Consider the following 14,609-nt stretch of genomic DNA (forward strand, 5'->3'; position numbering starts at 1 on the left):
CTTGTTAACGGTCCTTGCTTTGCCGGAACAAGCCCCGGCGCGGCGTTGTTCGAGCAAGGTAACAGTCCCAATGTCCGGAGAGTTCCCCATGCGCATCACCCTCGCGCTTCTTGCCCTGCTCACGCCCGCCGCGGCCCTCGCCCAAGCGGGTGCGGGCAGCAGCGAACCTTCTGCCGAGGAGGATCGTGGGCGAAAGGGCGTCGAGATCGTCGGTCACGTCCTTAAACCGACACCGCTTGATTGGACGCAGGAGCGCATGGACAGCCTGGCGCTGCCCGCGGGCTTCGCGATGAACGTCTTTGCCAAGGACCTTCAGAATGCCCGCATGATGCGAGTCGCCGACGACGGAACGGTCTATCTGACGCGCCGGGCGCAGGGCGACGTGATGATGCTCCGCGACACCGATGGCGACGGGATAGCGGACAAGCGTCAGGTCGTCGCGCAGAAGGAGGGGATGCACGGCATCGAGATCGCAGGCGATGCGGTCTACCTGATGACGGTGAACGAGCTGTACCGTGCGACGCGCATGGACGATGGCACGCTGGGCGAGCTCGAACTCGTCGCCGATGGTTTCCCCGAAGCCGGCCAGCATCCCAACCGGATGGTCGTCATGGGACCGGACGGAAGGCTTTACATCTCGGTCGGTTCGACGTGCAATGCGTGCGGCGAGACCGACAAGGAGAACGCCACCATCGTATCGATGAACCCTGATGGCTCGGACCGGCGCATCTTCGCATCGGGCCTGCGCAATACCATCGGCTATGGCTTCGAGCCAACGACCGGCGCGGCCTATGGCTTTGATCACGGGATCGACTGGCTAGGCGACAACGAGCAGCACGAGGAATTCAACCGGCTGATGGACGGCGAGCGTTATGGCTGGCCCTATGTCTATGCGCTCTCCCGATTCAACCCGCAGGACACTCCGCCCGACAGCAGCTTTTCGGAATACGCAGCGGGCAGCGTCGAGCCGATCGGTCTGCATACGCCGCATTCTGCGCCGATGCAGCTGGCGTTCGACAACAGGCGCGCTTTGCCCGCGCAATATCAGGGCGACGCCTTTATCGCATTGCGCGGATCGTGGAACCGGCAGCCTCCGTCGGGCTACGAAGTGCTGCGCGTCGATTTCGAGACCGGTCGACCGGTCGGCATGGAGCCGTTCCTTACCGGCTTCCTGATGGAAGACGAAGAGAGCCCGACCGGCTGGGGCCATATGGGCCGCCTTGCCGGACTCGCGCAGGGGCCTGATGGTGCAATGTATCTATCCGACGACGATAACGGGATAATCTACCGGATAAGCTATGAAGGGCCGGGAGCGATGGAACGTCCGACGCCGCAATTCACCAATGCCGATGCCGAGGAATTGAACCTGGGGCTCGTCGAACAGAATGGCGGCTGACGTTTAGGCGCGGTTCTCAAGAGGTCTCGCGAACAAACCCCTCGTGACGCCAGGAGGATAGCGCGTTGCGCGCCGCCTCTACCCCTCCGAACTGAAAGCCGATCTGGCTTTCATAGGCGAGGGTAGCTTCCAGCTTGCGTGCATGAGCTTCCTCGTCCAGCGCGACCCGATGGACGCAGGGAGGCGCTTTCTTCTCTTTCTGCGCGTAGGGATAATCCTCCCACAGAATGAGCGTCTGGTTCGTTGAAATCGCCTCCAGTGCCTCGCGCACAACGAGATGATCGACATGCCCGCCTATTCCGATGGGACCATATACGAGGTCGGGCCTGTAGGACGCGACCAGTGCGGCCAGTTCCTTTACAAGCGGCATGACGACGTCGTCTGTCAGGAGGCGCCCGTCGAACAGAGCTTCGGCGCTTTCGTACCCACGATGGGGCGCTTCGAGGAAATCGAGATGGATGGCTTTGACGTTCAGGATTGCGCAGGCGGCTTGGTCCTCCGCACGGCGTAGCGCCATGTAGTCGATCTCCGGACCCAGCCCCTTGTCCAGTTGGCATGCGAGAGCGAAGCCTCTCGGCTCGGCGGTATTCCCGGTAAAGCATGTCGCCACTGCAACGGCGTCGCCTGCTTCGCTATGACAGTAGAGGCATCCGCCTGCCGAAAAGACCGCGTCGTCGAGATGCGGAGAGATCGCCAGGACACGCGTCACAGGAGGTGCGGCTCTGTCCGAAAACGGCAATTGTCGTAGATTGGCAGATCGGGGTCGAACGGTTCGGGCGCACGGGAGCCGGAGACCTCCGCATAAATCTCTGTAATCATCCGGCCGACAACGGTCCAACTATAGGTCGCGCGGCATTCGGCAAGCGCCGCGTCGGCGAGATGCTGGCGCGCGCCGCGATCATCGATCAGCTTTTGGAGCGCCCGCGCCTGCGCCGCGACATCGCCGGGCTCGACCAGAAGTCCGTTCTCACCGTCGCGCAGGCAGTCGGATACGCCGACGGCGTGGCAGGAGACGATCGCAAGTCCGCTCGCCATCGCTTCGAGGATCGTGTTGGAAAACCCTTCGGCGTATGTCGGCGAAACGAAGATTTGATGCTCCCGGTAGATCTGCGGCACGTCCTCATATTCTGCATAGCCGGTAAAGACGATGTGGTCCGACAAACCCTTTTCGCGGACCAAATCCTTGGCTGGCTGGAGATCCGGCCCGATGCCGGAGATCGTTGCGCTCCAAGAGCCGGTCAGCCCGCTGGCGGCCTCGATGAAGTCCAGCACGCCCTTCCGGCTGTCGACGCGTCCGTGGTAAAGGATACGGACGGTTTTCCCTTCGCCCAGAGTTCCGGGCGTGAAGCGGGTCGTGTCGACGGCCCCCGGCACGAAGGTAAAGCGATCGAGCGAGGTACCGAGGCGCTCATGCACTTCTTCCGCGAACGATTGCCCTCCGATCAGCACCGCATCGGCATGATCGAGAACGCGAATCATCGCCTGCCGATGCGTTTCGCAGCACGAGCCGACCCAGTGACCGTCGCCGCCCTGAATGGAGACGACGACCGGCAAGCCCAGCTTCCGACCCGCCAGCAGGGCAGCCCAACCCGTCGGATAGCCATATTGGGCGTGGATCACGTCGAAGGGCGTTCGCTCGTGTTCCACCACGATCGTATCGACCATCGTGACGATGTCGCGCTCGAAGTCCCCGTTCTCCTGCTCGCCGGTCTGCTCGAGGCCGATGACGCGCACGCCTAGCACCTCCGGAGGCGGACCGCCCCCGTAAACGCCTTTTCCGAAAGCATCGCTGCGATACTGGCTGATCATCGTCACGTCGTGTTCTTGCGCGACGAGTTGCCGCAAGAGATTGATGGCGTAGATCGACATGCCACTGATTGCCGGGAAGAAACGGCGGCTGACGAAACATACCCTCATGCCGGGACAAGCTCCTTCAGAAAGGCGATGCTTTCCGGAACCGCTTGATGGGCCCGGGGGCTTTCCCGCGACAATTCGACGGATACGAGACGATCGAAGCCGACCTCTTCCAGTGCATGAAGGACGCTTCGCACATCCATGTCGCCTTCGCCGAACGGCAAATGGACGTGAACGCCCGTCTTCATATCCTCGATCGCGACGGTGCCCAGATGTTCGGAATATTGGCGCACCGCGTCGGCGGGATCGATATCCTGACTGACGATGCAATGGCCGGTATCGAGGGCGAGCTTGAGCCGGGGGTGCCGGGCCTGCACCGCCTCCCATTCGCCGCAAGTCTCGACGAGCATTCCCGGCTCCGGCTCGAACGCGGCATCGACACCGACATCTTCCGCGTGATCCAGAACCTCGCTCAGCGCCTCGTGCAGCCAATCGAACGCCTGCTCCTTCGAAACCTGCTCTTTGAGAACACCGGTCCAGAAACTTACCGCCTCGGCATCCCAGATTGCAGCGATGTCCAAGGCGCGCTTAAGAAATGCGATCCGTCGGCCTCGCCCTTCTGCGTCCGGAGACAACAGGGTCGGTTCATGCTTGTCGCGAGGGTCGAGCAGGAAACGCGCGCCCGTCTCGATGATAGCGCCCAGTTGCAAATCGTCGAGCAGCCGCCCCACGCGTTCCGCTTCGCCCTGCCAGTTCGCTGCGAACGGGTCACAGTGATGATGGTCGAGCGTTATGGCGACGCCATCATAGCCGCTATCCGCGATCAGCCTGATGGCATCGTCGAGCCGGTGATTGGCTGCACCATTGGTGTTGTAGGCAAAGCGCAGGGTCACGCCGCCTTCCTTTCCGAGGCTGCCGCAGCATGATGCGCTTCTGGTTCACGGTAGAGCGGATAGAGCGGTCCGACGAGCCTGTCGGCTAGTTCTGTATCGAACATGGGCTGGCCGCCGAACCGGTCGAGGGCTTCGGGTGTCAGGCGAACCGGCTCCAACCCCTCGCCATCGCCGTCAAAACGAATGAGCGGGCTGTCCATTTCCATCAGCTTGCGCGTGCCGCGTTCGCCTATCCGGTAGTAGCTCATCGTCTCGACTTCCATGCCCGGAACGATCAGCTTGACTGTCGCGACCGGGCATTCGCTAGGCGTCATGTCGACATACAGAACGTCGAAGCCCGCATCCTGCACCTTCTCTATCGCGATTTCCCCACGGTCGCGAAAACCCTCGCACGGGGTGTTCGGAAGCGTGTCGAACGGCTTGCGCCTGTTCTCGGATAGCATGTTGTCCGACAGCCAGCCGCGAATGTCCGCTGCTTCGCGCGATTGCCAGTCGATCATCGCGTCGAGCGCGCGGCGGTCCGAACTCTTTGCCGCTCCGCCGCTTTGGCCAAGGAAGCGGTCGACATAGCCCTTGGGACTGAGGCTGCGCGTATTCGCATCGTTCCCATGTGCATAGGCCTTGCGAGCACGACTGGCCGCATATTCGGCCAGCGCCTTTTCCAGCGCCGCCATGCGGTCCGGGTGGCAGGCTTCGCCGCAACTCGAAACCATGATCGGTTCCGCCGGTTCACCGCCTTCGTCCACGCCGACGCAGTAGATGTTCGTAAGCCCGAATTCGTCCGTCGCGAATTTGGGGATCGGACGAATACCCGCCGCTTCGTATTTCGCCAGGAGGTTCGCAGCATCGTCGGAAAGCTCATCGGGAAGATCGAGGGCTATGCCGCGGTCGAGCGCGCGGAAGAGCAATCCGTTTCCATCCCGCTGAAGGATTTCGCACAGCCCATGACCAACGGCGAAATCGCGGTCCGGCCCTGCCCCCATCCCGTTCGAGATGATCGTCGTGAAGGGCTTGTAACCATCCGATAGCTCAGTCGAATTATAGGCTGCGAGGTCGATCGGAACGAGCACGCCCGTCCCGTCTGCGTGACGGATGGCCTCGACCCATTCGAGCCTCGTATCGCGATCGACGGGCGAGCCTGCGGGCAGGCATAGTGTCAGCGGATCGGCGATAGCCCGCTCACCCACCGAAACGAGTATCTCGTTATAGGAACCGCGTGTCTTCTTGCGCTGCGAAAGCGAAAGGGCGGGGAACGCCATCTCCGCGATCTCGCCCATCGCGCCGAGGATCGCCTGCCCCTCATCCACTCCGTACCCAACGCCGTATGGCATGATGCCATCGAGCAGCGGCTCGTTTTCGGGGAAGAGAGCGACGATCCAGACAGGTATTCCAACGCGATCGATGGGGTCGATGGGAAAGGCGACGATCTCTCCCTTCGGAAAGGCATCGAGATAGGCGCGGGCGGCGTCCGGCAGGTCTGCGGGCAGGCCATTACGGTTCATAGGGGGTGTCTCCTTACCTCGGGCGGGCGCGACAAGGCCTCGTCCAGTATCTCGACGGCCTTCGCCGTACCGATTTCGGGGGCATGCTCGAACGGCGTCAGGACCGCTTCGAAATCGAGCGATGCGACGACTTCGCGATAGCGGGTCAAGGCCATGAAGCGCCAGGTCGATGACCGCCCCTCCGCCAGCGCGAGCGGGATCGGCTCGCCAGTTCTCGGCTGCTCGCCCGTTTGCATTCCACAGCGGATCGACCCAGCAGGCGTAAAGGATACGGATGGCAATGGGGCGACCGAGTTCCCCCTTTTCGACGAGTTCGGCGATACATTTATGAGCAGGATGATGGCGTTGATCGAACGCCGTGCCGTAGACGATGCCCGACCTCTCGACCGCCTCCGCCATGCGCTCTGCATCCTCAAGGCTGGCGGCGATGGGTTTCTCGCATAACACCGCCACCCCCGCCTCCGCAGCGGCGATAACCGCATCCGCGTGAGCATCGTTCGGAGTAGCGACGTAAATGATGTCGCATTCCTCGGCTTCGAGGAGTTGCTCGACATTCGAATAAACGGATATGCCATCGTCTTCGGACGCTTCATCGCCCGTCATCGCCGGGTCGGCGACCGCGACCAGCGTTCCGCCGGCCTCCCGGATAGCCGGGACCATGAAGTCCCGTGCGACCCAGCCATAGCCGACGATACCCCAACGCATTACCACCGCTCCGGCAAATCGACGAGCCGACGGAGCCGTACGGGATCGCTGTACGGAACGTCCTCGTCCCGCTTCGCCCACAAGGAAGCACGGGCATATTCCTGCTCGTAACGCGACGAAGGCCAGTTCGCCTTCCCCTCTGTTTCCGACAGCAATGGGTTGGCCACAAGTTGAGCATCGTTCGGCGGCATCGTCAGGCCATTTGCAAGAGACCTGGCATCATCGCCGGAGTAGCCCTCGACGACCGACCATGCTTCGAGCCTGCCGTCTTCCGCCCAGTCGCAGTTTGCAGGAGCCTCTGCGGTATGGAAAGCCCGCAAAAGTTCCCGCTCGTCATAGACCCGTGCATCGCTGAAAAGCTGCTGCCATTCTTCGGCCGATCGGGCCGGTCCCAGCGCCCCGCCAGCTACGTCGGCATTGTGCAGGTGGCCGACCGTCAGCACGCCTTCGTCCGCCGTAATTGCCCGCATCGCAGCAGCGACCTTCTCCTGCTCCGGCAGGAAGTAGAAGGCATCGTGGCACATCACGAGGTCGTAGCGCTCGTCGCAAACCGGCCACTCGCTAGCAGCATCGAAAACGAGGTAACTGGCTTCGGGCGCAATCCATTGCTTTGCGAGCCAGCATTTCGCGAACACGATGTCGGCTCCCGTGCAATGCACACCCAGCCGTCCGAGTTCGCGCAAGTAATGACCGATTCCGCAGGCGAGTTCGAAAGCCGTGTCGGGCGAGTTCCAGTGCGCCTCGATTAGCGCCAGCCCGGCAAGATAGGTCGGATCGCTCCAGCGATAGGCGAAGTAATCAGCCACCGGTCCGAGCTTGAGAAGTGCCATCGCCTCGCGCAGCGTCAGTTCGTCCCGCATGCGAACCAGTTGTCGACAGTCCTCGATGCTGGCGACAGGACCGGTCCACCATTCGTCCTGATCGGTCAGAAGCTGCGCAGTCGCTTCATCAGCATCACCGGCGTCGAGTGATGCGAGAACCTTTCCGACGAGCTCCTGCCGGTCACGGCGAAGATAGGGAATTCCGCCGACAATCGGCCAGCGTTCTCCCGATGCAGCGAGCGAGTGCGGCGTATCTTGCGCCAGGAAGGTTCCGCTCGTCGGAGACAGCAGGTTCATGCGAGACCCGCCTGCGTCAGGATCTCGTCGTGCAGCGGTTTGACCGGACCGTCATGAACGAGGCCATATTCCTCGATGACTGTGTCCATCGTGACTTGCGCGCTAATTACGTGCTGTTCGATCTCCAGCACGCGGTCGATGACGTCTCCCACGTGGAAGGCGTGGGCTTCGGCGGTTTCGCTGCCGCCGATCGGTTCGATTGCCTCACGCATCTGTCCCTGCAACCCGTCACCAAGCTGCGCGAACGCCATTTCGCGTGAATGTTCGATCACCCTGTCGAGCGCGTCGCCGAGCAAGATCTCACCCGAATAACCACTGTCGGGCATGGCGGCACTGTGCAGGTGATGGGCCATTCCGGCGAGGAAGACCGGGACGTGGTCCGCATCCTCCCATCCCGCTGCGATGACGCCATAGACGGCGACGACGAGACTATGCTCTGCATGGTTTTCCGTCGGGGCCAACATGATCCGCGGCTTGCCGGGACAGGTGACACCGGCGCGGGGCTGCCGGACCAGGGCATCGACGAAGGGCGGCACGTTCCCGATCGTCGGAGCGCCCCTCGCCAGATGCTCGCGCAATTCCGCTGCAAGCCCATCGTCGATTGGCCCGGCTATCTCATCGAACGACTTTTCGAGGACCGCTACCGCTTCAGGTTCCTCAAGGCCCAGCTGGCGAAGCTTTCGCAGGTCGAGATCGCCGAGGCGAGCGGCCGCAAGGGCTGCCGCCGTGACCCGGTTGCAGACTTCCTCGGCAGCCATTCCCGACACCAGCCCCGACCAGACCGAGACAAATAGTCGCTCTGCTATCGAGCCGGAGCGGTCGGCGGAATGAATGCGTTTGAGATCGCCCAGCTCTCGGAAAAGCGGGAGCGCCTCAGAGGACAAACTCATGACGGGACGGTTTCTTCGAGCCAGCGATCGAGTTGCGCCTGCTGTTCTGCAAAGCCGTGAATGGGCATTGTGCCGTTGCTTGTCTGCGGAAGCTTGAAGAAAAGGCCGAGTTCCTCGCGCACTCCGCCATCGCCGCGCTTGGCTGCAAGATCGAGGCAGCGGGCAATCTCGATGGCGAGAGGCGCGGCGAGGATGGAGTCCTTGCAGAGGAAATTCAGCTTAAGCTGCATCTTCTGCCCCATAAACCCCGTGAGATCGACGTTGTCCCAAGCCTCCTTGTCGTCGCCGCGCGGGGGATAGTAATGGATCATGATGATGTGGTTCTCGACCTTGTAGCCGAGGATCTGGTCGAGCACGCTGCCCTTCGTTCCGAGTTTCGATTGCAAGGACTGCGGATCGTCGAGCGCGAGGCCGTCTGAGTTGCCGAGAATGTTCGTCGAGAACCAGCCATCTACGTGAAGCGAGCGATCGCGAAGCGCCGGTGCGATGACCGTTTTCATGAAAGTCTGGCCCGTCTTGCCGTCCTTCCCGGCAATCGGCACGCCCCGCTCGGCAGCGAATTCGGCAAGCGGAGCGACATCCGCTGCGACGGAAGGCGTGAAGTTGCCATAGGGCGTATCGGCGTCGATGGCCGCATAGGCATAAAGCATGGCGGGGCTGATTTCGGGGTCGTCTCCGTCGAGCCCCTTCTCGAACGAACCGCGATCCTTCATGCACTCGGCATCTGCGCTGGGCGTTCTTTCGGTCGAGGCGAGGTTGAGAACCACGACGCGGTCCAGGTTCCTCTCTTCGCGAAATTGTTCGAGGTCGTCCTGAATTTGTCCGATGGCGGCGCGGTGACCGTTCGCCATCTTGTTACTTCCGTCGATATTGGCGCAATGAGCCGTGCTGCCGACGGCAGGCCACGGCTTCATATCCTTCAGCGCCGATGCGCCGTTCGACAATTCCTTTTCGCCGATCACTCCGTGGCGAGTCGCACAGGTGCCAAGGTCATCGTCCGAGAGGTCCCAGCCGCCAAACTCGATGTCGCGGTAGGAGGCCATACCGGAAATGTCCCGGTCAGCAAGCGGCAGTCCCGATAGATCGTTCGACCCCGCCTTGATCATTTCTATCCCGGCAATCGCGGTAGTCGAAACAGCGCCCCCCACTCCGATTACAGCTACTCCCAAACGCTCTGCCATGATTATCTCCTCGTCCACCGGCAGACATGCGCGGCGGCTTGAAGCTCAACGGGAGGTCGTTCCGGAGGTTCGCTTATTTCGCGACAAACTAATTTATAATAGCAGGCCGCGTTACATAGATGCATCGCGGCGGATATTTCAGTGACTTATATCACTTACCGCCCTCGGGGAGCCAATCGATCGCGACGTGGCTATGGCGATCGCGAAAATCGACCATCTTGCCGAGGCGCTCGACATCGGTGATGCGGATCACCTTTCCGTCGCGCTCGACAAGGCCCGTATTTTCCAGCGCTTTCAGCGTCCTGTTCACATGCGCTTTTGTGAGCCCGACCGCATCGCCCAGATCCTGCTGGGTCAGCGGCAGTTCGAAGGTCGCGCCTTCGACCCCGTCGATAATTCGCAGGCGCGACCGGATGTCGAGCAATAGCGTCGCGATCCGCGTCATGCCGTCGGTCCTGCCGACGGAGGTCAGGCGATCCGCCATCGCGACATGCTCGGACGCAGCGACCCCGTAAAGAAGCGCTCCCAGTCGCGGTTGGCTAGCGAACAGGCGCCCGAGGGCTTCTCTCGGAAAGTGGTAAAGCGAGCACTCGCTGACTGCGGTCAGCGTCGCCGCGCTCATCCCCCATGCGATCGAGAAGGTCGTGGTCAGATCGCCGACGAAATAGAAGCGGAGAATTTGCCGCCCACCGTCGCGCAGGCTGGTCGAACCATGCAGCCAGCCTGAACGAACGAGGTGGACGTCCGACGTCGGCTCCCCTTCCCGTATGACGGCGGTCCCGGCCGGATAGACCCGTTCGTGCCGTTCGAGCATCCGAAGCGCATCACGTTCCGAATAGGTCAGGTCGAGATACTGGCCGAGCCGGTTCTCGAGCGGATTTGCCGACCTGTCGTTCATGAATGCTCCCCGGTTCGGGTCGCCTTTCAGCCTATTTGCAATGGTTATTCAACTGCTTTGCCGAGCAATGCCATCGCGACAAGACGCTTTGCTATTCCTCCCGCGAAAGCTATCGCCTGTTCATGCCCGCAGCCCAGGCCGGACTTTCACCCTTCGACATCGCCGCCATGCTCGTGGTGGCATCCGCGTTCCTTGGCTGGGTCAATCATCACTTCATCAAGCTGCCGCACGTCATCGGCCTGACCGTAATGGGTGCCGTGGCCGCCATCGTCCTGTTGCTCGCCGACGCCTTCGTCCCTGCAATCACGCTCGACGATACGGTCGCCCGATTGCTGGAAGAGATGAACTTTACCGATACGCTGCTCGAAGGGATGCTGAGCTTTCTCCTCTTCGCCGGAGCGCTCCATGTCGATCTCGACCGGTTGAAGTCCGACTGGCTGCCGGTGCTGCTCTTGTCGACGGTAGGCGTCGTATTATCGACCGTACTCACGGGCCTCGCGATGTGGGGCGTCGGTTCGCTCATCGGCGTTGTCATTGCCCCGATCTGGTATTTCGTCTTCGGTGCCCTGATTGCGCCGACCGATCCCGTTTCCGTCCTCGGTGTGCTGAAGGAGGAGCAGGTCGAGGAAAGTTTGCAAGCCGCCGTAGCGGGCGAAAGCCTGTTCAACGACGGCGTCGGCATCGTCGTTTTCACCATCCTCCTCGGAGCAGCCGTTACGGGCACGGACTTTTCCGTTAGCGAAGGTGCCCGCCTGTTCGTCATCGAGGCGGGCGGAGGCCTGATCGTCGGTCTGCTGTTCGGCTGGCTCGGCTTTCGCGCGATGCGTTCGATGGACGAATACGCTCTCGAAGTTACGATCACGCTCGCGGTCGTCATGGGCGGATATGCCCTTTGTACGGCACTTCACATCTCGGGTCCGCTGGCGATGGCGGTCGCAGGCCTCCTGATCGGCAATCACGGCGTCACCTTCGCCATGAGCGACATTACACGGGACTATGTCATCAAGTTCTGGGAAGTGCTGGACGAGCTTCTGAATTCGGTCCTGTTCCTGCTGATAGGGCTGGAAATGATCGCACTTGTCCCCGGCATTCCCCATGCCCTTCTCGGGCTTGCCGCAATCCCGGTCGTCCTGGCGGTCCGTGCCGTTGCCGTGACAGTGTCAACCAAGGTCGTACCTGCCGCCCGGCCCAAGGCGAAGGGCGCGTGGAGCGTCCTGTGGTGGGGCGGACTTCGCGGAGGCATTTCCATCGCGCTTGCCCTTTCCCTGCCCGAAGGCGAGACGCGCAACCTGCTCCTGGCGGCGACATTCGCAGCCGTCCTGTTCAGCGTTCTCGTGCAACGCGCTACATTGAGCAGAGTGATCGACCGGGCGAAGGTTCCGCACGAAGAGACTGCCCCGCCCGCCAGGATCATCGAATAGTTGCTCTTCCGCAGAACTGCGTCCCTGCAAGTGGTCTTGCAATAAAGACATTGGAACGAAGCGGCGAAGAGAGCTAGCTTGGTCAACATCATGTTCGACCAGTTCGACGCCCTGTTGCTCGCTCGCATCCAGTTCGCCTTTACGGTGAGCTTCCATTTCATCTTTCCGGCCTTCTCGATCGGGCTGGCAAGCTATCTGGCAGTGCTGGAAGGGCTGTGGCTTAAGACCGGCAAGCCGCTGTATCTCGATCTTTTCAAATACTGGCTCAAGATCTTCGCGATCGCCTTTGCTATGGGTGTCGTGTCAGGCATCGTCATGAGCTATCAGTTCGGAACGAACTGGTCGGTTTTCTCCGACGTCGCCGGTCCCGTCATCGGTCCGCTGATGGCTTACGAGGTGCTGACGGCCTTCTTCCTCGAAGCCGGCTTCCTCGGCGTCATGCTGTTCGGGATGGAGCGCGTCGGCAGGAAGCTGCATTTCGCGGCAACCCTCATGGTCGCGGTCGGAACATTCATCAGCGCCTTCTGGATCTTGAGCGTGAACAGCTGGATGCACACCCCGACCGGCTACGAAATTGGTGCGAACGGGCAGTATCTGCCGGGCGACAGCTGGCTGGCGATTATCTTCAACCCCAGCTTCCCCTATCGGCTCGTCCATACGGTGCTTGCCGCCTACATCACCACGGCCTTCGTCGTCGGCGGGGTCGGAGCGTGGCACCTGCTGAAGGACCGCACGAATGCGCACGCCCGGAAGATGTTCTCGATGGCGATGTGGATGGCGGCTCTCGTCGTTCCGGTTCAGATTTTCGCAGGCGACTTGCATGGGCTCAACACCCTTGAGCATCAGCCGCAAAAGGTCATGGCGATGGAGGGGCATTACGAAAGTCACCCGGATGGCGCGCCGCTCTATATCTTCGGCATTCCCAACGACGAAGAGCAACGCCTCGACTACGCGATCGGCATACCCAAGGTCTCTTCGCTTATCCTGAAGCACGATCTCGACGCGCCGCTGGCCGGTCTCGACACCATCCCGGACGACGAACAGCCACCGGTCGCCGTGGTCTTCTGGTCGTTTCGCGTCATGGTCGGGCTCGGCTTTGCGATGCTCGGGGTCGGCCTGTGGAGCCTGCTCGCTCGCTGGCGCGGTCGGCTCTACGACTGGCCGTGGCTGCACAAGGCGGCGCTGGTCATGGCTCCGTCCGGTTTCGTCGCGGTCATCGCTGGCTGGATCACGACCGAAGTCGGTCGTCAGCCCTATGTGATCTACAATTTGATGCGGACAGCGGATGCCGCCAGTCCGCTCGATGCCCCGGCGGTGGGGGCCTCGCTGCTTGCGTTCGTCATCGTCTATTTCGCCGTCTTCGGCGCAGGGGTATGGTACATTTTGCACCTGATGCACAAACCCCCGCATCCCGGCGAATACGGCGTAAAACGGGGCGACAAGGGTCCGATCCGCACCGCCGGGATTACGCCGGGGCCGACGCAGGACCCGACCGACGAGAGCCGCAGGAACCTGTCCCGCGACAAGCGCGAGCCGGAGACGCTGTCATGACGATTGCTTACGATCTCACGACGATCTGGGCCTTCATCATCGCCTTCGCCGTCTTCGCATATGTCGTGATGGACGGCTTTGATCTCGGCATCGGCATTCTCTTCCCGACTTTCGAGGTCGGCCCGGAGCGCGATCGGGCCATGAACTCGATCGCACCGGTATGGGACGGGAACGAGACATGGCTCGTCCTTGGCGGCGGCGGCCTGTTTGCGGCCTTTCCGCTCGCCTATGCCGTCATTCTGCCAGCGACCTACCCGCTCATCATCGCCATGCTGCTCGGCCTCGTATTCCGCGGCGTTGCCTTCGAGTATCGCTGGCGCGACCCCGCGCATCGCCGGTACTGGGACGCAGCATTCACGGGCGGCAGCTTCGTCGCTGCCATGGCGCAGGGCATGACGCTGGGTGCATTGTTGCAGGGCATCGAAGTGACCGGTCGCGCTTATTCAGGAAGCTGGTTCGACTGGCTTACGCCCTACACGCTGTTGACCGGCCTCGGCACCGTAGCGGGCTACGCGCTCCTCGGTGCGACGTGGCTTGTGTGGAAACTCGATGGGGAAAGCCAGCATCATGCGCGCAATCTCGGCAAGCGAGCAGCGTGGGCGACACTGGTGCTGATGGGCGGGGTCAGTCTCTACAATATCTTCCTCAATGCGGAATATGCAGCCAGATGGCTGACCGAGCCGGAAATCTACTATGCGGCGCCCGTCCCCGTTCTGACCGCGCTCGTGGCGGTCGCATTGTTGCGTGCGCTGTCGGTCGAGCGGCACAGCAAACCCTTCTGGCTGAGCCTCGCGCTCTTCTTTTTCGGAATGGCAGGCCTCGGCGTGACCATGTGGCCCTTCATCGTTCCGCCCGATCTCACGATCTGGGACGCTGCCGCGCCCGAGCGCAGCCAGATCTTCATGCTCGTCGGCGTCGCGATCACGATGCCGCTCATCATTGCCTATACCGCGTGGGCCTATTGGGTATTCCGCGGCAAGGTCGGGCACGAGGGCTATCATTGAGCAAGTCTCCCGAAGAACGCCCCTTGTGGAATCGGCTAGGCTGGATGGCGCTCATCTGGGCGGGCAGCGTGGCCGTTCTCGGAACCGTCGCCTTCATCCTGCGCAGTTGGTTGCTCGGTTAACGGCGACCCTAACGCGCTGACCGCTTCGGGAAAGATCGCAGCCTTGCGACGTTCGAAACGACGACGAACGTTGC

13 protein-coding genes are annotated in these 14,609 nt (G+C 61.8%); 5 read left to right on the top strand and 8 right to left on the bottom strand.

What is annotated here, in order from left to right:
* Nucleotides 1-88 precede the first annotated feature (88 nt).
* Nucleotides 89-1,396, top strand: coding sequence for a PQQ-dependent sugar dehydrogenase (locus tag GRI38_RS10860; RefSeq protein WP_160683659.1), 1,308 nt, complete (start codon nt 89-91; stop codon nt 1,394-1,396).
* Between the two features lie 16 nt (nt 1,397-1,412).
* On the opposite strand, the gene GRI38_RS10865 is transcribed toward GRI38_RS10860, so the two are convergent.
* The 8 genes from GRI38_RS10865 to GRI38_RS10905 form a co-directional block, all read right to left on the bottom strand.
* Entirely contained in the window at nt 1,413-2,105 is a 693-nt protein-coding gene (locus GRI38_RS10865; protein WP_160683662.1) for a PIG-L family deacetylase, read from the bottom strand.
* A complete protein-coding gene (locus tag GRI38_RS10870) occupies nt 2,102-3,313 on the bottom strand; it encodes a glycosyltransferase family 4 protein (protein ID WP_160683665.1) in 1,212 nt (403 codons plus the stop codon). Before GRI38_RS10870 ends, GRI38_RS10865 begins: the two co-directional genes overlap by 4 nt.
* Entirely contained in the window at nt 3,310-4,143 is an 834-nt protein-coding gene (locus GRI38_RS10875) for a TIM barrel protein (protein WP_160683668.1), read from the bottom strand. The genes GRI38_RS10870 and GRI38_RS10875 overlap by 4 nt, the downstream gene beginning before the upstream one ends.
* Nucleotides 4,140-6,350 (bottom strand): YcaO-like family protein, encoded by a 2,211-nt coding sequence (locus GRI38_RS10880; RefSeq protein WP_237487510.1) that lies wholly within the window; start codon nt 6,348-6,350, stop codon nt 4,140-4,142. Before GRI38_RS10880 ends, GRI38_RS10875 begins: the two co-directional genes overlap by 4 nt.
* A complete protein-coding gene (locus GRI38_RS10890; RefSeq protein ID WP_160683671.1) occupies nt 6,350-7,468 on the bottom strand; it encodes a class I SAM-dependent methyltransferase in 1,119 nt (372 codons plus the stop codon). The genes GRI38_RS10880 and GRI38_RS10890 overlap by 1 nt, the downstream gene beginning before the upstream one ends.
* Entirely contained in the window at nt 7,465-8,358 is an 894-nt protein-coding gene (locus GRI38_RS10895; protein WP_160683674.1) for a hypothetical protein, read from the bottom strand. Before GRI38_RS10895 ends, GRI38_RS10890 begins: the two co-directional genes overlap by 4 nt.
* Complete coding sequence (locus GRI38_RS10900; protein ID WP_160683677.1) at nt 8,355-9,539, bottom strand: inositol-3-phosphate synthase; 1,185 nt, start codon at nt 9,537-9,539, stop codon at nt 8,355-8,357. Before GRI38_RS10900 ends, GRI38_RS10895 begins: the two co-directional genes overlap by 4 nt.
* A 151-nt stretch (nt 9,540-9,690) precedes the next feature.
* Nucleotides 9,691-10,437, bottom strand: coding sequence for a Crp/Fnr family transcriptional regulator (locus tag GRI38_RS10905; protein WP_160683680.1), 747 nt, complete (start codon nt 10,435-10,437; stop codon nt 9,691-9,693).
* 122 nt (nt 10,438-10,559) lie between these two features.
* Here GRI38_RS10905 and GRI38_RS10910 point away from each other — a divergent pair, with 122 nt between their 5' ends.
* The 4 genes from GRI38_RS10910 (at nt 10,560) to GRI38_RS10925 (ending at nt 14,535) form a co-directional block, all read left to right on the top strand.
* Nucleotides 10,560-11,858 carry a cation:proton antiporter gene (locus GRI38_RS10910; protein ID WP_160683683.1) on the top strand — a complete coding sequence of 433 codons (1,299 nt, stop codon included), beginning with the start codon at nt 10,560-10,562 and terminating at the stop codon, nt 11,856-11,858.
* A 90-nt stretch (nt 11,859-11,948) separates the two neighbouring features.
* Complete coding sequence (locus tag GRI38_RS10915) at nt 11,949-13,409, top strand: cytochrome ubiquinol oxidase subunit I (RefSeq protein WP_160684314.1); 1,461 nt, start codon at nt 11,949-11,951, stop codon at nt 13,407-13,409.
* A complete protein-coding gene (gene cydB, locus GRI38_RS10920) occupies nt 13,406-14,413 on the top strand; it encodes a cytochrome d ubiquinol oxidase subunit II (RefSeq protein ID WP_160683686.1) in 1,008 nt (335 codons plus the stop codon). The genes GRI38_RS10915 and cydB overlap by 4 nt, the downstream gene beginning before the upstream one ends.
* On the top strand, nt 14,410-14,535 hold the full coding sequence (locus GRI38_RS10925; protein WP_160683689.1) for a DUF2474 domain-containing protein: 126 nt from the start codon (nt 14,410-14,412) through the stop codon (nt 14,533-14,535). The genes cydB and GRI38_RS10925 overlap by 4 nt, the downstream gene beginning before the upstream one ends.
* Nucleotides 14,536-14,609 lie beyond the last annotated feature (74 nt).

Source organism: Parapontixanthobacter aurantiacus, from assembly GCF_009827635.1.
Lineage (GTDB): Bacteria > Pseudomonadota > Alphaproteobacteria > Sphingomonadales > Sphingomonadaceae > Parapontixanthobacter > Parapontixanthobacter aurantiacus.